This window comes from Allostella sp. (assembly GCF_041913585.1).
Classification (GTDB): domain Bacteria; phylum Pseudomonadota; class Alphaproteobacteria; order ATCC43930; family Allostellaceae; genus Allostella.
Genome location: NZ_JAYSFE010000089.1, coordinates 1 through 19,496, shown reverse-complemented (window position 1 = coordinate 19,496; position 19,496 = coordinate 1). Strand labels below are relative to the sequence as shown.

The following is a 19,496-nucleotide window of genomic DNA, read 5'->3' as shown; positions in this document are numbered from 1 at the left end:
GCCCGGCGGGGCGCTGTGGTGGGGGGGGGGCGCGCCCGTCCGGCGCGGGGGGGCGGCCGGCGGGGGGCGGGCGCCCCCCCCGCGGCCGCGATCACACCGCGGCGATGACCGCGATCTCGACCCGGAACTGCGGGGCAGCCAGCTTCGCCTCGACGGTGGCACGGGCCGGCGTGTTGCCGGCCGACACCCAGCCGTCCCACACCTTGTTCATCTCGTGGAAGGTGGCGATGTCGGGCAGCCAGATGTTGGCCGACAGCAGCTTCGACTTGTCGGTGCCCGCCTCGGCCAGGATGGCGTCGATCTTCTTCAGCACCTGTTCGGTCTGACCGGCGACGCCGACGCTGGTGTCGTCGGCCACCTGGCCCGCGACGTAGCAGACGCCGCCATGGACGACGCCGGCGCTCATGCGGGGACCGGACTTGATGCGCGTGATGCTCATGGGATTCTTGCCTCTCGTTCGAACGAACTCATGCCGCCGCGGTGTAGGGCGGGGCCGGATCGTACTCCATCCAGCGCTGGACGTGGCGTGCGAAGGCGGGGTCGTAGAGCTGTCCGACGAGCCACAGCGACATGTCGATGCCGGCCGAAACCCCGGCCGCGGTGACGACGTTGCCGTCGCGCACATAGCGCACGTCGTCGCGCACGGTGGCGTCGCCGCGCGCCCGCAGCGTCTCGACGAAGCCCCAGTGGGTGGTCACCTGCCGGCCGCGGGCGGGGCCGGCTTCGACCAGCAGCAGCGCCCCGGTGCAGACGCTGGTGACCCAGCGGCAGCCGGGCGCCACCCGGGCGATCCAGTCGATCATCGCGCGGTTGGAGACCTCCCGCCGCGTCCCCTGCCCGCCCGGCACCAGCAGCACGTCGATGCGCGGCGCGTCGGCGAAGGAATGGTCGGCCACCACCCGCATCCCCTTGGCGCAACGCACGGTGCCGCCCCGCTCCGAGACGGTGAAGGGCTTCAGGTCCGGCTGCCGCCGCGCGGCCATGCCGAAGACCTCCCACGGCCCGACGAAATCCAGTTCCTCGGCATCCTCGAAGAGGACGATCCCGACATTCGTTTCCATATCGCTTCCCTCGCCGCTCCGGAATCTGGCAGCCGGACGGAGCGGTCGGCGTCCGGACCTCGCCCCGGCATCCTGGCCGCGACCGACGCGGCTACTCCGCCGCCTTCATGACCTCGCCCTCGGCCGGGGTCCGGAAGCGGGTGCGCAGCGGGTCCCAGAAGTCGCCCCCCATGCGGCGGAACCCCTCGGCCACGGTGAGGTTGGTCTCCAGTTCCGGGTGCCGGCCGGTGTCCCGGAGTTCGCCCAGCACCCGCTCGCACATGCCGAGCACGGAGCGGAAGAGCAGGCTCGGCAGGATCGCCACCCGGTAGCCCATCGCCTCGACGTCGGCCAGCGGCGCCAGCGGCGTCTTGCCGCGCCAGACCATGTTGAGGAGGCAGGGGCCGCGGACGAGGCGGGGCACCGCCGCCACCTCCTCCGGTGTCTGGGGCGCCTCGACGAAGGACATGTCGGCACCGGCCGCGAGGGCGGCGTTGGCGCGCCGGATCGCCTCCTCGAAGCCGAGGACGGCGCGGGAATCGGTACGGGCGATGACCAGGAAGTCGGGATTGCGGCGGGCCGCGGCGGCCGCGCGGATCTTGGCGAGATAGTCGTCGAGCGAAACCAGGGACTTGTCCTCGAGATGGCCGCACTTCTTCGGCATCTCCTGGTCCTCGATGTGGAGCCCGGCGACGCCGCGCCGCTCGTATTCCTGGACCGTGCGGACGACGTTGAGCTCGTTGCCGTAGCCGGTGTCGGCGTCGGCGATGACCGGGATGTCGACGGCGGCGGCGAGGCGGCCGGCATTGTCCGCCATCTCGGTCAGGCCGACGAGGCCGTAGTCGGGGTAGCCCAGCGACGCCGAGGTACCCGAGCCGGTCATGTAGACGGCGGGGAACCCGGCGTGCCGGATCATGCGCGCGGTGATGCAGTCATAGGCGCCGGGCGCGACGACGAGGCGCTGCTCCCGGAGCAGCGTCCTCAGGCGGGTGGCTGGATTCATCGGCATCTCCTCCGCCCGTCACTCTAGCCCCGGCGGCCGCGCCGGGCACCAGTTCCAGGAAGGCCCGGACGACCGCGACCCGCCGCCGGTCGATGCGGCAGACGACGAATTCGCGCGTCACCAGTTCGGGGTCGTCGACCGCGACCATCGCCAGGCGGGCGTCGGCGCCGAACTCCGCCTCCGAGACGACGCCGAGGCCGATCCCGGCGGCGACCGCCTCGCGCACCGCCTCGCGGCTCTCGATCTCCATGACGATGCGCGGCGCCACCCCGGCCGCGGCCAGCCGGGCCTCGAAGAGCCGCCGGGTGACCGACCCCGCCTCGCGCAGCACCATCGGCCGGCCGGCCAGTTCCGCCGGCCGGATCGCGCCCCGCCCCGCCCAGGGATGTCCGCGCGGCACCACGATGACGACCCGGTGGCGGCCGCATGGCACGGCGTGGAGGCGCGGATCGTCCGGCACGTCGGCCAGGATCGCGACGTCGGCAGCGAAGTGCATCAGGTCCTCGTGCACCGTCTCGGCATTGCCGATGCCGAGCACCGCCTGGACGCCGGGGTAGCGGCGATGGAACTCCGCCAGCAGCGGCGCGACATGGTAGGGGCTGTCGGCCGCGACCCGGAGCCGGCCGGTGCGCAGCGTCCGCGCGTCGCCGATCAGTTCGGCCGCGGCCGCCTCGGCGTCGGCCATGCGCTGGGTGACGTCGAGGAGACGCCGGCCCAAATCGGTCAGGACGATGCGCCGGCCCAGCCGGTCGAAGAGCGCGGCGCCGCAATGCTCCTCGATCGTCTTGACCTGCGCCGACAGGGTCGGCTGGGTGACGCCGAGGCGCGCCGCCGCACGGGTGAAGCTGCCTTCGACGGCGACGGCGTGGAAGGCGCGGAGCTGGGTCGGAAACATAGATTTCGTCTATGCTTCATATTGAGAATGGGGATTGGACTTATACTGGCAGTCGCCGCATCGTCCAAGGCGATCCTCGTATCCGGAGCCCCGTCCGCCATGACCGACCCGACCCAGGTGCCGCTCCTCCTCACTCCCGGACCGCTGACCACCTCGGAGACGACCAAGCGCGCCATGCTGCGCGACTGGGGCTCGCGCGACGGCCGTTTCGTCGAGATGAACGCCCGCATCCGCGCCCGCCTCGTCGAACTCGCGGGCGGCGGCGACCGCTTCGTCACCATCCCGATCCAGGGCAGCGGCACCTTCGCGGTCGAGGCGATGCTGGGCACGATGCTGCCGAAGGACGGCCGCATCCTGCTCGCGATCAACGGCGCCTACGGCCACCGCATGGCCCGCATCGTCGAGATGCTGGGCCGCAGCGCGGTCGAGTACGAGACGGCGGAGGACACCCCGATCGATGCCGCGGAGGTCGGCCGCCGGCTCGACGCCGACCCCGGGATCACCCATGTCGCGGTCGTCTACTGCGAGACGACGTCGGGCGTGCTCAACCCCGTCGCCGCCATCGCCGAGGAGGTCGCGCGGCGCGGCCGGCGCCTCCTGATCGACGCCATGAGCGCCTTCGGCGCCCTGCCGCTGGACGTCTCGAAGGTCGCCTGCGACGCCGTCGCCGCCTCCTCCAACAAGTGCCTGGAAGGCGTGCCCGGCATGGGCTTCGTCATCGCCCGGCGCGAGGCGATCGCAGAATGCGAGGGCAACGCCCACGCCCTCAGCCTCGACCTCCACGACCAATGGCGGTTCATGGAGCGGGCCGGCCAGTGGCGCTTCACGCCGCCGACCCATGTCATCGCCGCCTTCGACCAGGCGCTCACCGAGCACGCCGCCGAGGGCGGGGTCGAGGGCCGCGGCGGCCGCTACCGCGAGAACTGCCGCATCCTGGTCGGGGGCATGCGGGCGATGGGCTTCGAGACGCTGCTGCCGGACGCGCTGCAGGCGCCGATCATCGTCACCTTCCACATGCCGGCCGATCCCGCCTTCGCGTTCCAGACCTTCTACGACCGGCTGCGCGACCGCGGCTTCGTCATCTATCCCGGCAAGCTGACGGTCGCCGACAGCTTCCGCATCGGCTGCATCGGCCGCCTGATGCCGTCGGACATGCAGGACGCGCTGGCCGCCATCGCCGCGACGCTGGCGGAGATGGGCGTCACCAACTGCGGCCCGCTGCCGGTGGCGCGGCGCGCCGTCGGCTGAGGAGGAACCGGGACATGGACGGCATCTCCCGCGACCTGTCGGTCGAGGTGAACGGTCGGCGCTACCGCGCCCCGGCGCAGCCGACGGTCGTCGTCTGCGTCGACGGCTCGGAGCCCGACTACACGACCGAGGCGATCCGCGCCGGCGTCATGCCCTTCCTGGAGAAGGCGCTGGCGACGGGCGCGGACCTTCGCGCCGACTGCGTCGTGCCGAGCTTCACCAACCCCAACAACCTGTCGATCGTCACCGGCCGCCCGCCGGCCGTGCACGGCATCGCCGGCAACTACTTCCTGAATCCCGAGACGGGCCGGGAAGTGATGATGAACGACCCCGAGTTCCTGCGCACCGGGACCATCCTCGCCGCCTTCGCCGATGCCGGCCTGAAGGTCGCGGTGGTCACCGCCAAGGACAAGCTGCGCACGCTCCTCGGCCACCGGATGAAGGGCATCTGCTTCTCGGCCGAGAAGGCGGACAAGGCCAGCATCGCCGAGAACGGCATCGACGACCTGCTTGCCTTCGTCGACCGGCCGCTGCCGTCGGTCTATTCGGCCGACCTCTCCGAATTCGTCTTCGCCGCCGGCGTCCGCCTGCTGGAAACGAAGCGGCCGGACATCATGTACCTGTCGACCACCGACTACATCCAGCACAAGCACGCGCCCGGCACGCCGGTCGCGAACGCCTTCTACGCCATGATCGACCGCCATCTGGCGGCCATGGACCGGCTGGGCGCCGTCGTCGCGCTCACCGCCGACCACGGCATGAACGCCAAGTTCGGCCCCGACGGGGCGCCGCAGGTGATCTATCTCCAGACCGTGCTCGACGCGATGCTGGGCGAGGGCGCCACGCGCGTCATCCTGCCGATCACCGACCCCTACGTCGTCCATCACGGCGCGCTCGGCTCGTTCGCCACCGCCTACCTGCCGGCGGGCGCGGACGCGGCGGCGGTCGCGGCCAGGCTGTCGGCCCTGCCCGGCATGGAGCTGGTGCTCGACGGGGATGCCGCCGCCCGCCGCTTCGAGCTGCCGCGGGAGCGCATCGGCGACCTCGTCGCGGTGTCGGAGCGCAACTGGGTGCTCGGCACCCGCGCCGACCGGCACGACCTGTCGGGCCTCGACGCGCCGCTCCGCTCCCATGGCGGGATCAGCGAGCAGCGGGTGCCGCTGATGGTCACCCGTGCGGTCACCGGGCTCGACGGCCGGCGGCTGCGCAACTTCGACATCTTCGACGTCGCCCTCAACCATCTGGCCGGTGCCGCATGACCGCCCTTCCCAAGGCCTTCGAGGCCGACCAGCGCCACGAGACCCTCCGCATCGCCGGCCAGCGGGTCGACAATCCGCGCCGCATCGCCGTCCACTACCCGTGGGACGGCCGGGTCGTCGGCTCGGTGCCGAAGGCGACCCCCGCCGACGTCGCCCGCGCCTTCGAGATCGCCGGCGGCTACAGGGCGACGCTGAGCCGGCACGAACGCGCCAGCATCCTGCAGCGCGCCGCCCGCCTGCTGGTCGAGCGCACCGCCGAGGTCAGCGACCTCATCACGCTCGAATCCGGCCTGTCGAAGAAGGATTCCGTCTACGAGGTCGGCCGCGCCCACGACGTCTTCATGCTGGCGGGCCAGGCCGCGCTCAACGACGACGGCCAGATCTTCTCGTGCGACATCAGCCCGCACGGCAAGAAGCGGCGCATCTACACCCAGCGCGATCCCCTGCGCGCCATCTCGGCGATCACGCCCTTCAACCATCCGCTGAACCAGGTCGCGCACAAGATCGCACCCTCGATCGCGACCAACAACAAGATGGTCCTGAAGCCGTCGGAGAAGACGCCGCTGACGGCCTTCCTCCTGGCCGACGTGCTCTACGAGGCGGGCCTGCCGCCGGAGATGTTCCAGGTCGTCACCGGCGACCCGCGGGAGATCGGCGACGCCCTCGTCAAGTGCCCGGAGATCGACCTCGTCACCTTCACCGGCGGCGTTCGGGTCGGCAAGTGGATCGCCGACAACCTGGGCTATCGCCGCTGCGTGCTCGAACTCGGCGGCAACGACCCGCTGATCGTGATGGAGGATGCCGACCTCGAGGAGGCGACGAACCTGGCCGCCGCCGGCTCCTACAAGAACTCCGGCCAGCGCTGCACCGCGGTCAAGCGGATGCTCGTCCACGAGAGCCTGGCCGAGGCCTTCGCCGAGCGCCTCGTCGCCAAGACGCTGGCCGTGAAGTACGGCGACCCGATGGACCCGGCGACCGACATGGGCACCGTCATCGACGAGGAGGCCGCCATCCGCATCGAGGAGCGGGTGACCGACGCCATCGGCCGCGGCGCCCGCCTCCTGTGCGGGCACGAGCGGCGCGGCGCGCTCTATGCGCCGACCGTCGTCGACGGCGTCCCGCGCGAGGCGCCGCTGGTGATGGAGGAGACGTTCGGGCCGGTCTCGCCGATCCTGCGCTTCCGCGACATCGACGACGCCATCCGGCTGTCGAATTCGACCGCCTACGGCCTGTCGTCGGGCGTCGTCACCAACCGCCTCGACTACATCACCCGCTTCGTGCAGGAATTGAACGTCGGCACGGTCAACGTGCGCGAGGTGCCCGGCTACCGCATCGAATCCTCACCCTTCGGCGGTATCAAGGATTCCGGCCTCGGCTACAAGGAGGGCGTGCTGGAGGCGATGAAGGCCTTCACCAACGTCAAGACCTACTCCTTGCCCTGGGGCTGAGCGACGGTCGGGCGCGCCGGTGCGGGGGCGGCGATCCGCCCCGCACCGGGAACCCGGCGCGCCGGCCGGGCGTTGGCCACGTTTGGTCCGACACGCGACGGAACGGGGGTGCGCCATGCTCGAGGCTTCGCAGATCATCGGTCTCGCGGCCGAACGGGGATTCCCGCGGGTCAGCCTGTTCGTGCCGACGCCGCGCGGCGGCCCCGACTGGCGCCAGGGCCCGGTCCAGTTCTCGAACCTGCTGCGCGAGGCGGCCCACCTGCTCCGCGCGCAGGGCGCCGACGAGGCGACGGCAGCGGCGCTGCTGGGGTCGATCTCGGCCCGGACCGATGGGGATTTCTGGCAGACGCGGGAGGACGGGCTGGCCGTCTTCGCCTCCGCCGACGGGGTGACCATCCTCCCGGCGCCCCTCGCATTCCAGCCGCAGGCCCATGTCGGCGCGCAGTTCGTCGTCCGGCCGCTGCTGCCGCTGCTGATGCGCGACGGTCCCTTCTTCGTCCTCGTGGCCGCGCAGGACGCGGTCGCGCTCTATCGCGGCTCGCGCTTCGGACTGCGCCGCATCGAGGACGGCCGCATCCCGCCCTCGGCCGCGGCGGTGATGGGCGGGGCCGAGATCGAGAACGCGACCGGGTTTCACCCGACATCGCGCGGCGCGACGGCGATCCGGGTCCACGCGCTGGGCGAGAGCCCGACCGACGCCCGGGAGGATCTGATCGACGAGTTCGCCCGCCGCACCGCCAAGGCCGTCGAGACCGTGCTGGCCGGCGCCGAGGGGCCGCTGGTGCTGGCGGCCGACGACCGGATGCTGGGCAAGCTCCGCCGCGCCATCACGCGGCCCGGCCTCGTCGAGGAAGGGATTCGCGAGCACCCGAGTTCGATGGACGCAGCCGCCCTGCACCGGCACGCCTACGCGCTGGTCCGCGACCGGCTCGACGCCGACCGCCGGACCGTCATCGATCGCCTGCAGGCACGTCTGGCCGCCGGCGCCGGCGCCTCCGACCGCATCGACCAGATCCTGGAGGCGGCGACGGACGGGCGGGTCGACATCCTCGTCGTGGCCGCCGACCCGGGCGACCCGACGTCGCTCGGCTGGGCGCCCGGACAGGCGCCGCCGCCGGAGGAGCAACTGGCGCAACTCGACCGGGCCATCCTGGAAACCGTCGCCCATGGCGGCCGCATCCTGACGCGGCCCGCGGACCGCGCCGACGACCTGCCCGCCGCCGCCGCGATCTTCCGCTACTGACGGCCGCCGCCGGGAGGCGGGCGGCGGCGCGCCGTCGGGGGCCGTCGCCGATGGTGGTCGGCGGCCCGTCGGCCGGCTACCCTGGCGGCGGATGCCCGTCCCGCCGACCTCGCCGCCGGATTCGCCGCGCTACGCCCTCTCCCGGCGCAATGCGGGGATCGGCGACTGTCTCGTCTGTCTCGGCGCGGCCTGGCGGTTCGCGCGCACGACCGGACGGGTGCTGATCGCCGACTGGCGCGGCAGCCCCTACTCGACCGAGCGCTCCACCAACCTCTTCCCGCTCTGTTTCGAGGCGCCGGACCGCCTGGCCGGCGTGCCGTTCGTGGGCGATCAGCGGGTCGCGCGCCTGGTGTCCGCGCTCGTCCGGGAACCGATCTACTGGAACCGCGATCCTGGAGATCCGAAGCAGTGGGAGCGGAGCCCGGCGCAGATCTTTGCCGCCCGGGACCGCGCCGTCGCCCTGATCCGGTCGGGCGGCGACCGTCCCGAGCGGACGGTCGCCTTCGACGCCTGCATCAACGACGGGCTGACGGCCCTCGCCGACGCCCGCGCCTTCCTGGACGCGGTGCGGCCGGTCGAGCGCGTGCGCCGGCGGCTCGACGCCGCACTGGCGACGCTGCCGCCGGGACCCTTCATCGGCCTGCACGCGCGCCACGGCAATGGCAGCCCGATCGGCGACCATGCCCGCTACTGGACCGACGAGGCGGCCGCCGTCGAGCGCTGCCGCCGCGCCGTCGCGGCGCTGCGCGAACGCCTCGGGCCGCGGGCCCCCGTGGTCCTGTGTTCCGACAGTCTCGGCATCGTCCGCGCGCTGCGGGCCGCCATCCCCGGGGTCGTGCGCTACGCCAAGCGGTTCCGGCCGATCGGCAGCGGCGATCTTCACGGCGGACCGGGCGCCCACGAGACCCTGGACGACGCGCTGGTCGAGATGCTGGTCCTCGCCCGCACGACCGCCCTCGTCCGCTACCCGCCGGGCAGCTTCTTCTCGCTGCCGGCCGCGGTCGCCCTCGCCCGGCCCGGCCCGCGGATGCAGACCGTCGCCGACCTGCGGCGCCCGTGGACGGCCGACGACCCGCTCGCCCCCGCCGTCGTCCCGGCTCCGGAAGACCTGTAGACGCCCCGTTCAGCGCAGGTTCGAGGCCGCCCCGCCCGGCCCGAGATGGTAGTGCGTCAGCGTGCGGTCCTCGTGCGCCATGCGCCAGGAGAGGAGGCGACCGGCATAGGCCAGCATCTCGGCCTGCCGCGCCGGGTCGCCGGCGAGGTCCTCCAGTTCGCCCGGGTCCTGCTCGAGGTCGAAGAAGAGTGGCGGCAGGCCGGCGAAATGGACGTACTTGCGGCGCCGGTCGCGATGGACGAGGAGGCCGCACTGGTCCGGGGCGAGGCCCAGCGCCTGCTCGAAATGGCCGCCGCGGACGTCGCGGAAGTCGTAGCCCCAATGGACCGAATCGCGCCAGCGATCGGGCGTGCCGCCGCCGAGGAACGGCGTCAGGGCGTGGCCGTCGCAGGCGTGCGGCACCGGCTGGCCGATCCATTCGAGGATGGTGGGCATGACGTCGACCGCCTCGGTGAAGGCTTCGACGACCCGGCCGCGGCCGGCGTCGGCCGCGGCCCGCGGATCGCGGACGACGAGCGGGATGTGGAAGGCCTGGTCGTGGTAGCCGTCCTTGCCGAGCAGCCAATGGTCGCCCAGGTGCTCGCCATGGTCGGCGGTGAGGACGATGAGGGTGTCGTCGTAGGCGCCGGACGCCTTGAGGTCGGCGACGACCCGACCGAGGGCGGCGTCGGCGAGCGACACCAGTCCGTAGTAGGTCGCCCGGAGCTGGGCCAGCGCCGCCTCGTCCATGGCCGCCATCGGCACCGGCTGGGCGACCGGCAGCTGGCCCGCCCATTGCCGGGCGAGATGGGCAGCGAGCCAGGGATGCTGCCGCCCCTGCTCCACCCGGTCGGGCGCGCGCACGGCCGCCGGCACCGCGGCCGGGTCGACCAGCGCGTCGAACGGCGCCGGCGCGATGTAGGGCGGGTGCGGGCGAATGAAGGAGAGATGGAGGAACCAGGGGCGGTCGCGCCGCACCGCCAGCCATTCGCGCGCCCGGTCGGCGAGGAAGAAGGTGATCTCGTCCTCGACCGGCATCGTCATCGGCGCCCGCGTCGGCGGATCGCCGGCTCGGCTCCGCGCCGGATCGGGCAAGTAGAGGTCGGTCAGCCGCTCGGGCACGGGATAGCCCTTGCCCTTCAGCCAGGCCGCCCATGGTTCCAGCGATTCCGTCAGCAGCAGTTCGGCGTCGAAGCCCGGCAGCACCCCCTCGTAGGTGGCGAGCGCCGGGTCGGCGGGATCGCGGCCGCGCGGGTCGGCGCTGGTGTCGGTGTAGCCGAAGAGCGCGGGCGCATAGCCGACCTTGCGCGCCTCGTGCCCGATCGTCCGGTGGCGGCGGTCGAGCGGCGTGCCGTTGCGCAGCGAGCGGTGGTTGTGGAGGTAGAGGCCGGTCAGCAGCGAGGCGCGCGCCGGCCCGCACGGCGCGGCCTGGGTGAAGTGGTTGCGGAACAGCACCCCATCGGCGGCGAGCGCGTCGACGGTCGGCGTCCGCACGTTCGGGTGGCCGAGCGCGCCGATGCAGTCGGCCCGCCACTGGTCGAAGGTCACCAGCAGCACGTTGCCGCGGGGACCGCCCGATCTCGCCATTCCTCGCACCCTCCGCCTCGTTCCGCGTGCGGAGAGCGAGTAGCACAGGGCGGCCGGCCGTCGTAGTCTCCCGGGGCGATTCCCGCCGTCCGAGGAGCCTGCCGCCCGTGCCTGCCTATCTCTTCGAGAACTGCCATCTCTACGACGGCCTCGGCGACGCGATGCGCGAGGGCATGCATGTCCTGACCGACGGGGCCCGCATCGTCGAGGTCTCGGACCGGCCGATCCGGGCGCCGCAGGCGCACCGCATCAAGGTCGACGGGCGGACCCTGATGCCGGGGCTGATCGACGCCCACGTCCACATCACCGCGACCGTGACCAACCTCGGCACCCTGACCGGCCAGCCGCCCAGCCTCATCACCGCCGGCGCCGCCCGCATCTCCTACGAGATGCTGATGCGCGGCTTCACCACCGTCCGCGATGCCGCCGGCGCCGACTGGGGCCATGCCGAGGCGATCGAGTCCGGCCTCTTCCACGGCCCGCGCCTGTTCTTCGCCGGCCAGGCCCTGAGCCAGACCGGCGGCCATGGCGACTTCCGGCCGCGCACGCTGGTCGCCGACGGCTGCGCCTGCGGCCAGGCCTTCCCCTCGCTCGGCCGCATCGCCGATGGCCCGACCGAAGTCCGGCGCGCCGCCCGCGACGAACTGCGCAAGGGCGCCACCCAGATCAAGATCATGGCGGGCGGCGGCGTCGCCTCCCCCACCGACCCGATCCAGAACACGCAATATTCGGCCGAGGAGATGCGGATCATCGTCGAGGAGGCGGAGGCCTGGCACACCTACGTCATGGCCCACGCCTATACCGGCGCCGCCATCCGGCGGGCGGTCACGGCCGGCATCCGCACCATCGAGCACGGCAACCTGATCGACGAGGAGGCCGCCCGCCTGATGGCCGAGCGCAAGGCGTTCCTGGTGCCGACGCTGGCCACCTACGACGCGCTCGGCCGCTACGGCCGCGAGCTCGGCTTCCCCGAGGTCAGCCTCGCCAAGCTGACCGAGGTCCAGGCGGCCGGCCTGCGCTCGATCGAGATCGCCAAGGCGGCCGGGGTGAAGATCGGCCACGGCAGCGACCTCCTGGGCGCGATGCACGTCCACCAGCTGACCGAGTTCTCGATCCGCAAGGAGGTGCTGTCGCCGGCCGAACTGCTGGCGTCGGCGACCCGGATCAACGCCGAGATCCTGATGAAGCCGAAGGAACTGGGCTGTGTCGCCCCCGGCGCCTTCGCCGATCTCCTGGTCGTCGACGGCGATCCGCTCGCCGACATCGGCGTCCTGACCCAGCCGGAGAAGCGCCTGCTGATGATCGTCAAGGGAGGCACGATCTACAAGGACACCGCCGCCCTGCACTGACGCGACCGCCGCCACGGCCGGCAATCGGCCGGGCCCGGCAAGGAAGGTGTTGCCGAAATCAACGCGTTGAGCGACGTTGCTCACCTTGCGTGAGCAATGTTCGGGGCCGACGTGGGATCAGCGGGGGCAAATCTCGCGGTGCGAGGGCGGCGATGGATGCGCCATGCGGTCGCGTTGGCGCTCGTCGCGGCGCTGGCGGCCTGCGGCACGTCGGTGCCCGACCGCCCGAAGGCCGTGCGCGCCCCGGCACCGCCGCCGATCGCCGGGGAGGCCTGTTTCCGGGCGCTGGAGGCCCAGGGCGTGATCTTCCGACCCCTGCCGCAGACGGTCTCGACCGGGGGCTGCACGCTCGAGCAGGGCGTGCGGGTCGAAGGCATGTCGGCCGCGCTCAACCGCCCGGTGACCCTGTCCTGCCCGACCGCCCGCCTCGTCGACCGCTGGATGGACGAGGTCGTGCAGCCGGCCGCCCGCCGCCACCTCCGCACCCGCGTCGCGACCGTCCACCAGGCGGGCGGCTATGTCTGCCGCGGCACCCGCAACGGCCGCCTCAGCGAGCATGCCCGCGGCCGGGCGATCGACATCTGGGGGTTCGAGCTGGCGGACGGTTCCAAGGCCGTCGTCCGCGACCATTGGCACGGCGCCGGCGCCCGCAGCCGCTTCCTGCAGGAGGTCGGACGGAAGTCCTGCGGCCTCTTCCACGTCGTGCTCGGCCCGCCGTCGGATGCGGACCACCACGACCACCTGCACCTCGACCTCGGTGAGTGGAAGCTGTGCCAAGTCTAGCGGGAATGACCCCCAGAGTGACCCCGCCGGACCAGGAGGCTGAGACCGGCGGGGCCGAGACCTGACGCGTCTGGGGGGCAAAGCACGTCAGCTCTGGCCACCAAGATGGGGGATTCGGGCCGGCGTTTCCATGGATCGCGCATGAATTCGCCGTAAGATTCCTATTGCGGGTCCTTCCGGCGCGACTGCGCCTGTTCGCCGGGCGGCCGCGGCAACACCACGGTCTCCGAAGTCGTGCCGGACATCTTGCGCCCGGTCTCTTCGGCGACCCGGCCGATCGGCCACAGGGCCGGCCCGGTCGGCTCCAGCAGCACGTAGCTGCGGCCGTTGACCACGATCTTGGCCTCGTCGCCGGCGGAGGGAATGTCGACGGCGAGCAGCGCGTGCTCGGGCGGCAGCACCAGCGCGATCGAGCGGTTCGGCAGCAGCGACATCAGGATCGCCGCCAGCGCCGCCGACTTGACGTCGCAGTCGCCGCGGTTGAGGTCGAAGAAGGCGGAGGGCATGACGAAGCCGCCCTGGCTGCGCCGGTCCGGCACCGCATAGGGGATCGACTGCACGAAGGCCAGCGCCAGCGCGATCCGCTCGCGCTCGTCGTCGGTCTCGGCGGCGATCGCCTCGGCGACCGGCTTCAGGTCGGCCACGGCCCGCGGCACGATGCGCTCGAAGTCGGGCCGCACCTCGACCCCGGCCGCGTCGCGGACGTTGAAGAAGGCGGCATAGGTTTCCGAGGTCGCCGTCTCCGCGCGCCGCTCGACCTCGGCCTCGACGGCGGCGGTCGCCCGGTTCGGCGGCAGCTTCACCTCGTAGTGGACGGACAGGCTGCCCTTCTTGCGCTCGACGGTGACGGCGGTGGTCCCGCCCATCGGCTTGACGTAGGCATCGAGCGACTGCGCGACCCGCCGCTTCAGGAAGTTCGCGACCTCCGGGCTGTCGATCGGGCGGTATTCGCGATGGCCGCGCGCGACGGCCGTCTCGGACAGCCGGAACTGCAGCGCCCGCTCCCGGCCCTCGGCGTCGGTGAAGCGGTAGCTGTATTCGATCGTCCCCTTCTCCACCTGACGGGCGAATCCGCTCTGCTTGGCGTCGGCGCCCGGCGCGGCCAGCATGAGACCCATCAGGAGAACCGGAACCAGGTGGCCCCGGGAACGAACGCGCATTCCCATCCTCGTCGGGAGAAGCCGCGCGGCACGATAGCCGACGCCGGCCATGGTGGGAACGGCTGTCGTCCCACCATTCGTCTGAGGTAAGGTCGCAGCCCGCCCGATCACACCCCCCACCCTGCCCGATCCGGATCGAACCGATGCAGCTCGCCCGCTTTCCCCGCCTGCGCTTCGCCCACCTGCCGACGCCGCTGGAGCGCCTCGACCGCCTGACCCGCCTGCTCGACGGGCCGACGATCTGGATCAAGCGCGACGACTGCACCGGGCTCGGCCTCGGCGGCAACAAGACCCGCAAGCTCGAGTACCTGATGGCCGACGCGCTCGCCCAGGGCGCCGACGCGGTGCTGACGGTGGGCGCCGTACAGTCGAACCACGCCCGGCAGACGGCCGCCGCCGCCGCCCGCCTCGGGCTCGCCTGCCACCTCGTGCTCGAGGCCAGGATCGACCATGCCGACGAGGTCTACAGCCGCAACGGCAACATCCTCCTCGACCGCATGCTGGGCGCCCGGCTGCACGAATACCCGGCCGGCACCGACATGGCGGGCGCCATGGCGGAGGTCGCCGACCAGGTGCGCCGGGCGGGCGGCCGCCCCTATCTCATCCCCGGCGGCGGCTCCAACCCCACGGGCGCCCTCGGCTACGTCAACTTCGCGCTGGAGCTGATGGCCCAGGCGACCGAGCAGGGCGTCGCCTTCGACCACCTGATCCACGCCACCGGCAGCTCGGGCACCCAGGCCGGCATCGTCGTCGGGCTGGAGGGGCTGCGCGCCGGCATCCCGGTCACCGGCATCACCGTGCGCCGCGAGCGCGAGGACCAGGAGCGCCAGGTGATGGCGCTGGTCGAGGCGACGGCCGAGCATGTCGGCATCAAGGGCGCCGTGCCGCGCAGCGCCGTCGTCGCCAACTCGGACTATGTCGGGCCGGGCTACGGCCAGCCGACGCCGGGGATGCTGGCCGCGGTCAAGACGCTGGCCCGCGAGGAGAGCATCCTCCTCGACCCGGTCTATTCGGGAAAGGCGATGGACGGGCTGATCGACCTCGTGCGCCGCGGCAGCTTCCGCCGCGGCCAGAACATCCTCTTCGTCCATACCGGCGGCCAGGCGGCGCTCTTCGCCTATCAGCCGACCCTCGACCGGGCGATCAACGAATGAGCGCCGCGGCCGCGGCGGCAGGCCCGGTGCCGGATGCGCGGGGTACCAACCTCTGGCGCGCCGACCCGACGCTGGGCCAGCTCCTGGCGCTCCACCTGCCGGCGCCGCTGGCCGCCCACCTCGCCCCCCATCTCGACCGGCTGGGCGGGCTCGCCGGCGACGCGCTCGACGCGCTGGCCGGCACCGCCGACCGCAACCCGCCCGTCCTCCACCATCGCGACCGTCAGGGCCGCGACCGGCAATGGATCGAGAAGCACCCCGCCTATCGCGAGATGGAGCGGATCGCCTTTGCCGAGTACGGGCTGGCGGCGATGACCCACCGGCCGGGCGTGCTCGGCTGGAACGCGCCGCTGCCGCCGATCGCCAAGTACGCGCTGACCTACCTCTTCGTGCAGGCCGAGTTCGGCCTGTGCTGCCCGGTCAGCATGACCGACAGCCTGACCGCGACGCTGGTCCGCCACGGCGATCCGGCGCTGGTCGCCCGCTACCTGCCCGGCCTGACGGCGACCGACCTCGACCATCTCACCCAGGGGGCGATGTTCATGACCGAGCAGGCCGGCGGCTCGGACGTCGGCCGCATCGAGACGGTGGCGCGGCGGGACGGCGACGGCTGGCGGCTGTGGGGCGAGAAATGGTTCTGCTCCAACGCCGACGCCGGCCTCGCCATGGTGCTGGCCCGGCCGGAGGAGGCCGAGCCGGGGCTGAAGGGCCTGTCGCTCTTCCTGATGCCGCGCCTCGCGTCCGACGGCACCCCGAACCGCTACCGCATCGTCCGCCTGAAGGAGAAGCTCGGCACCCGCGACATGGCGTCGGGCGAGATCCGGCTCGAGGGGGCGGAGGCGCATCTCGTCGGCACCCTCGGCCGCGGCTTCGTCCAGATGGCCGACATGATCAACCTGTCGCGCCTCTCGAACGGGGTACGGGCGGCCGGGATGATGCGCCGCGCCCTCTTCGAGGCGCTGCACGTCGCCCGCCACCGCATCGCCTTCGGCCGGCCGGTGATCCAGCTGCCGCTGATGCGCCGCCAGTTGCTGAAGCTCATGGTCCCGGCCGAGGCGGCGCGCAGCATGGTCTTCGCCACCGCGGCCGCGATGCAGGCGGCGGACGCCGGCGACGCCGAGGCGGCCCGCCGCCTGCGCATCCTGACGCCGCTCATCAAGTTCCGCGCCTGCCGCGACGCCCGCCGGGTGACCGGCGATGCGATGGAGGTGCGCGGCGGCTGCGGCTATGTCGAGGAATGGTCGGACGCCCGCCTCGTGCGCGACGCCCATCTCGGCTCGATCTGGGAGGGGACCAGCAACGTCGTGGCGCTCGACGTCGTCCGCGCCATCCGCCGCAGCGCCGCCGCGGCCGCGCTCGGCGGCGACCTGCGCCAACGCCTGGCCGCGATGCCGGCGGCGCTGGCCGACCGGCTCGGGGAGGCGCTCGACCGCGCGCTCGCCTTCGCCGACCGGGTGGCGCAGGGCAGCGACGACCGCGACGCGCGGCAGGCGGCGACCGGCCTCTATTACGCGACGGCGGCCGTGCTGATGGCCGAGGAGGGCGCGCGGCTGTCGCAGGGCTCCGCCCCCGACGCCCGCCGGCTGGTGCTGGCCCGCCTGGCACTGGAACACCACCTCACGCCGCGCGATCCCTTCGCCGAGACCGGCTTCGCCGACGAGACCGCGGCGCGCCTCCTGCTCGACGAGCGCCCGGTGGCGCCGGCGGAGGCGGCGGCGGCGCTGGCCTGAGGCAGGGTTAGCCTTCCGGCTCGACGATCCCCAGCTTCAGCAGGACCGCCGCCTCGCGCAGCAGGGCCGCCGACCGGGCGGCCGGCAGCAGCGGCGCCATCTCGGCGACGGCGGCCGGGCCCGCCGCCAGCCGCTCCAGGATCGCCCGCCGCTCGGCCGCCGAGAGGAACAGCACCGGATCGTCCGGCAGGGCCGCCCACTGCCGCCGCGCTTCGGCGGCGACGCCCCGCACCACGCGCAGGCGCGTGTCGGCCGCGAGATGCCGGGTCGGGTAGTGGGCGAAGACGCTCCAGGCGTCGGGCCGCCCCCCACGCGCCGGCGCCGGGTCGGACGATGCCGCTCGCCGCCGCCGGCCGAGCTCGTCCCAGAGGTCGAGATAGCGGCGGACGATGGCGGGCCAGTCGAACTCCGCCGCCCGCGCCCGGCCGGCCGCGCCCATGCGCCGGCGCGAGGCCGGATCGTCGGCAAGTCGGCCGATGCGCTCGGCCGCGGCCGTGGCGTCGACGGCGACCGTCGCCGCGACGGCGCCGAGGAACCCCGCCTGATCGAGCCGCCCCGCCTCGTGCGCGGCGGTGAAGATGGCGCCGCCCGCGCCTGCCGGCATCGTCGTCGGCACCAGGAAGCCGTCGACCCCGTCGCGCACCGTCTCGCGATAGCCGTCCCAGTCGCTGGCGACGACCGGCAGGCCCGCCGCCATCGCCTCGAGCGGGGTCAGGCCGAAGGTCTCCTGCACGTTGTCGACGAGCGAGACGAAGATGTCGGCCGCCGACCAGATGCCGCGGCGCACCGCCGGGTCGCGCCCGTCGACGACGTGCTGCGGCACCGAGGGGGCGAGGGCGGCGGCACCGCCGGCGAAGCGGTCGCGATCCGCCGCGCCCGCGAACCAGCCGGCCAGCACCAGCACGAGATGGCGCCCCGGCCGCGCCTGGGCCGCGCGTTCGGCCGCCAGCCACAGCGGCAGCGGATTGGCCTTGCGGGCGGCGCTGAGGCGACCGACGAAGAGCAGCATCACGTCGTCGGCGCCGAGGCCGAGGCGGCCGCGCCAGAACGCCCGCTCCGCCTCCTTGGGCGCCATGGCACCGGCATCGACGCCGAGCGGGATCACCGGCAACTGCGGGACGGGCGGCGACCCCGCCGCCCCCAGCCGCCAGGCGAGATAGTCGCGCTCGCCGGCCATCACCGCCTCGACCGTCGCCCGCACCGCCGCCGAGGGGCAGACGAGCGCGTCCCACGGCATGACCGGCGCCGTCACCATCGCCGCCAGCGCCTCGAAGGCGGCGAGCGAGGCGACCGCGTGCGCCACCCCCGTCAGCGACCAGGACGCGGCGCCGCGGCGATGCCGCTCCCAGGCCGACTGGGCGAGGCCGGGATTCGGCAGGTGCAGCAGCCCGGCGCGCTCGGGCGCCGTCGGCCGCACCCGGTCGGGCGCACCCAGCGCCCGCAGCAGCGCCGATATCTGGCCGGGGTCCGCCCCGCCCGCCGCGACCACCGGCAATGCCGGCCGGCCGGAATGGCGGGCGAGCGCCGCCAGGAAGGCCGAGGAAGCGACGGTGGCGCCGAAGGGCTTGCCCGCGCCCGGCAGGTCGTAGAGCTGCGGGTGGAAGAGGATGGCGGCGTCGGCCGCACTCATGCAGCGGCCGCCGCCGTCGGCGGCGGGAAGCGGTCGGGCGTCAGCGCGGCGACGTCGAGCCGCGGCGCCTGCCCCATGGCGAGGTCGGCGACGATGTCGCCGGTGACGACGGAAAGGCAGATGCCGTCGCCCTCGTGCCCGGTCGCGACCAGGAGGTTGGGGATGCGGCCGCTGCGGCCGACGATCGGCAGCTTGTCGGGCACATAGGGCCGCAGGCCGGCGAAGGAGCGCAGCATCGGCACCCGCTCGAGCGCCGGCAGGCGGCGCACCGCCTCGCGGACGATGGCGGCGACGCCCTCGGGCGTCGTCCGCCGGTCGTAGCCGACGAAGGCCCGCGTCGATCCCAGGATGCACTGACCGAGCGCGTTCACCTCCAGGCAGAAGCCATGGCCGATGCGGACCAGCGGGTCGGGCGACCGCAGCGCCGCGTCGGGGTCGGCCTTGGCGAGCAGGTAGTTGGCCGACATCAGGTAGTGGGTGGCGATGCCGGGGGCGCGCGCCGTCACCACCAGTTCGCCGCGGCGCGGGACGACCGGCAGGTCGAGCCCGACCATGCGGCCGAGATCGCCCGACCAGACGCCGGCCGCGAACACGAACTGCTCGGCCCGGACGCGCCCGCGCGTCGTGTCGACGGCGAGGATGCGGTCGCCTGCCATCTCGAAGCCCGTCGGCTCCGCCTCCCACAGCGTGGCGGCGCCGCGATCGACGGCACGCGCCACCTGGCCCAGCGCCATCAGGTAGGGGCTGACGATCGCCTCGCCCGGGCAGCGGAAGGCGCCGTGCAGCGCCGGCGACAGGTTCGGCTCCAGGGCCAGCATGGCCCGGCGGTCGAGATGGTGCATGTCGAAGCCGTAGGAGCGCACGCCCGCCGCCC

Annotated in this window: 17 protein-coding genes; 9 read left to right on the top strand and 8 right to left on the bottom strand. The window is 73.3% G+C overall.

The features are described from left to right. Nucleotides 1-91: 91 nt before the first annotated feature. The 4 genes from ACE3Q3_RS16430 to ACE3Q3_RS16415 all read right to left on the bottom strand — a co-directional run bounded on the left by ACE3Q3_RS16430 (nucleotide 92) and on the right by ACE3Q3_RS16415 (nucleotide 2,938). On the bottom strand, nucleotides 92-439 hold the full coding sequence (locus tag ACE3Q3_RS16430; protein WP_374447903.1) for a RidA family protein: 348 nt from the start codon (nucleotides 437-439) through the stop codon (nucleotides 92-94). Between the two features lie 28 nt (nucleotides 440-467). Beyond that, entirely contained in the window at nucleotides 468-1,061 is a 594-nt protein-coding gene (locus tag ACE3Q3_RS16425) for a DJ-1/PfpI family protein (RefSeq protein WP_374447901.1), read from the bottom strand. Nucleotides 1,062-1,152: 91 nt separating this feature from the next. Beyond that, the gene (locus ACE3Q3_RS16420) at nucleotides 1,153-2,043 is read right to left on the bottom strand and encodes an oxaloacetate decarboxylase (protein ID WP_374447899.1); all 891 of its coding nucleotides are present in this window, start codon (nucleotides 2,041-2,043) and stop codon (nucleotides 1,153-1,155) included. Continuing rightward, nucleotides 1,973-2,938, bottom strand: a complete 966-nt coding sequence (locus ACE3Q3_RS16415) for a LysR substrate-binding domain-containing protein (protein WP_374447898.1) — start codon at nucleotides 2,936-2,938, stop codon at nucleotides 1,973-1,975. The genes ACE3Q3_RS16420 and ACE3Q3_RS16415 overlap by 71 nt, the downstream gene beginning before the upstream one ends. A 99-nt stretch (nucleotides 2,939-3,037) precedes the next feature. Here ACE3Q3_RS16415 and ACE3Q3_RS16410 point away from each other — a divergent pair, with 99 nt between their 5' ends. From ACE3Q3_RS16410 to ACE3Q3_RS16390, 5 genes are all read left to right on the top strand, one after another. Then, complete coding sequence (locus ACE3Q3_RS16410) at nucleotides 3,038-4,186, top strand: 2-aminoethylphosphonate--pyruvate transaminase (protein ID WP_374447896.1); 1,149 nt, start codon at nucleotides 3,038-3,040, stop codon at nucleotides 4,184-4,186. A gap of 14 nt (nucleotides 4,187-4,200) precedes the next feature. Next, entirely contained in the window at nucleotides 4,201-5,445 is a 1,245-nt protein-coding gene (gene phnA, locus ACE3Q3_RS16405) for a phosphonoacetate hydrolase (protein WP_374447894.1), read from the top strand. Beyond that, nucleotides 5,442-6,893, top strand: coding sequence for a phosphonoacetaldehyde dehydrogenase (phnY, locus tag ACE3Q3_RS16400; protein ID WP_374447892.1), 1,452 nt, complete (start codon nucleotides 5,442-5,444; stop codon nucleotides 6,891-6,893). Before phnA ends, phnY begins: the two co-directional genes overlap by 4 nt. Nucleotides 6,894-7,008: 115 nt before the next feature. Beyond that, the gene (locus ACE3Q3_RS16395; protein WP_374447891.1) at nucleotides 7,009-8,136 is read left to right on the top strand and encodes a hypothetical protein; all 1,128 of its coding nucleotides are present in this window, start codon (nucleotides 7,009-7,011) and stop codon (nucleotides 8,134-8,136) included. A 91-nt stretch (nucleotides 8,137-8,227) separates the two neighbouring features. Then, nucleotides 8,228-9,250: a nodulation protein NodZ gene (locus ACE3Q3_RS16390; RefSeq protein WP_374447889.1), complete on the top strand. Its 1,023-nt coding sequence runs from the start codon at nucleotides 8,228-8,230 to the stop codon at nucleotides 9,248-9,250. Between the two features lie 9 nt (nucleotides 9,251-9,259). On the opposite strand, the gene ACE3Q3_RS16385 is transcribed toward ACE3Q3_RS16390, so the two are convergent. Beyond that, nucleotides 9,260-10,816, bottom strand: coding sequence for an alkaline phosphatase family protein (locus ACE3Q3_RS16385; RefSeq protein WP_374447888.1), 1,557 nt, complete (start codon nucleotides 10,814-10,816; stop codon nucleotides 9,260-9,262). A 107-nt stretch (nucleotides 10,817-10,923) separates the two neighbouring features. Between ACE3Q3_RS16385 and ACE3Q3_RS16380 the strand changes: the two genes are divergently transcribed. Continuing rightward, entirely contained in the window at nucleotides 10,924-12,165 is a 1,242-nt protein-coding gene (locus ACE3Q3_RS16380) for an amidohydrolase family protein (RefSeq protein WP_374447887.1), read from the top strand. A gap of 156 nt (nucleotides 12,166-12,321) precedes the next feature. Further along, the gene (locus tag ACE3Q3_RS16375) at nucleotides 12,322-12,948 is read left to right on the top strand and encodes an extensin family protein (protein ID WP_374447885.1); all 627 of its coding nucleotides are present in this window, start codon (nucleotides 12,322-12,324) and stop codon (nucleotides 12,946-12,948) included. A 161-nt stretch (nucleotides 12,949-13,109) separates the two neighbouring features. Here ACE3Q3_RS16375 and ACE3Q3_RS16370 read toward each other — a convergent pair whose 3' ends face one another. Continuing rightward, a complete protein-coding gene (locus ACE3Q3_RS16370) occupies nucleotides 13,110-14,108 on the bottom strand; it encodes a hypothetical protein (protein ID WP_374447884.1) in 999 nt (332 codons plus the stop codon). Nucleotides 14,109-14,251: 143 nt separating this feature from the next. Here ACE3Q3_RS16370 and ACE3Q3_RS16365 point away from each other — a divergent pair, with 143 nt between their 5' ends. Next, a complete protein-coding gene (locus ACE3Q3_RS16365) occupies nucleotides 14,252-15,262 on the top strand; it encodes a D-cysteine desulfhydrase (protein WP_374447882.1) in 1,011 nt (336 codons plus the stop codon). Then, entirely contained in the window at nucleotides 15,259-16,992 is a 1,734-nt protein-coding gene (locus tag ACE3Q3_RS16360; protein WP_374447881.1) for an acyl-CoA dehydrogenase family protein, read from the top strand. The genes ACE3Q3_RS16365 and ACE3Q3_RS16360 overlap by 4 nt, the downstream gene beginning before the upstream one ends. Before the next feature lie 7 nt (nucleotides 16,993-16,999). On the opposite strand, the gene ACE3Q3_RS16355 is transcribed toward ACE3Q3_RS16360, so the two are convergent. Further along, nucleotides 17,000-18,622 carry a glycosyltransferase family 4 protein gene (locus tag ACE3Q3_RS16355; RefSeq protein WP_374447879.1) on the bottom strand — a complete coding sequence of 541 codons (1,623 nt, stop codon included), beginning with the start codon at nucleotides 18,620-18,622 and terminating at the stop codon, nucleotides 17,000-17,002. Then, nucleotides 18,619-19,496, bottom strand: an 878-nt coding sequence (locus ACE3Q3_RS16350; RefSeq protein ID WP_374447877.1) for an NAD(P)/FAD-dependent oxidoreductase, incomplete at its 5' end; no start/stop codon positions are given. The genes ACE3Q3_RS16355 and ACE3Q3_RS16350, both read right to left, overlap by 4 nt.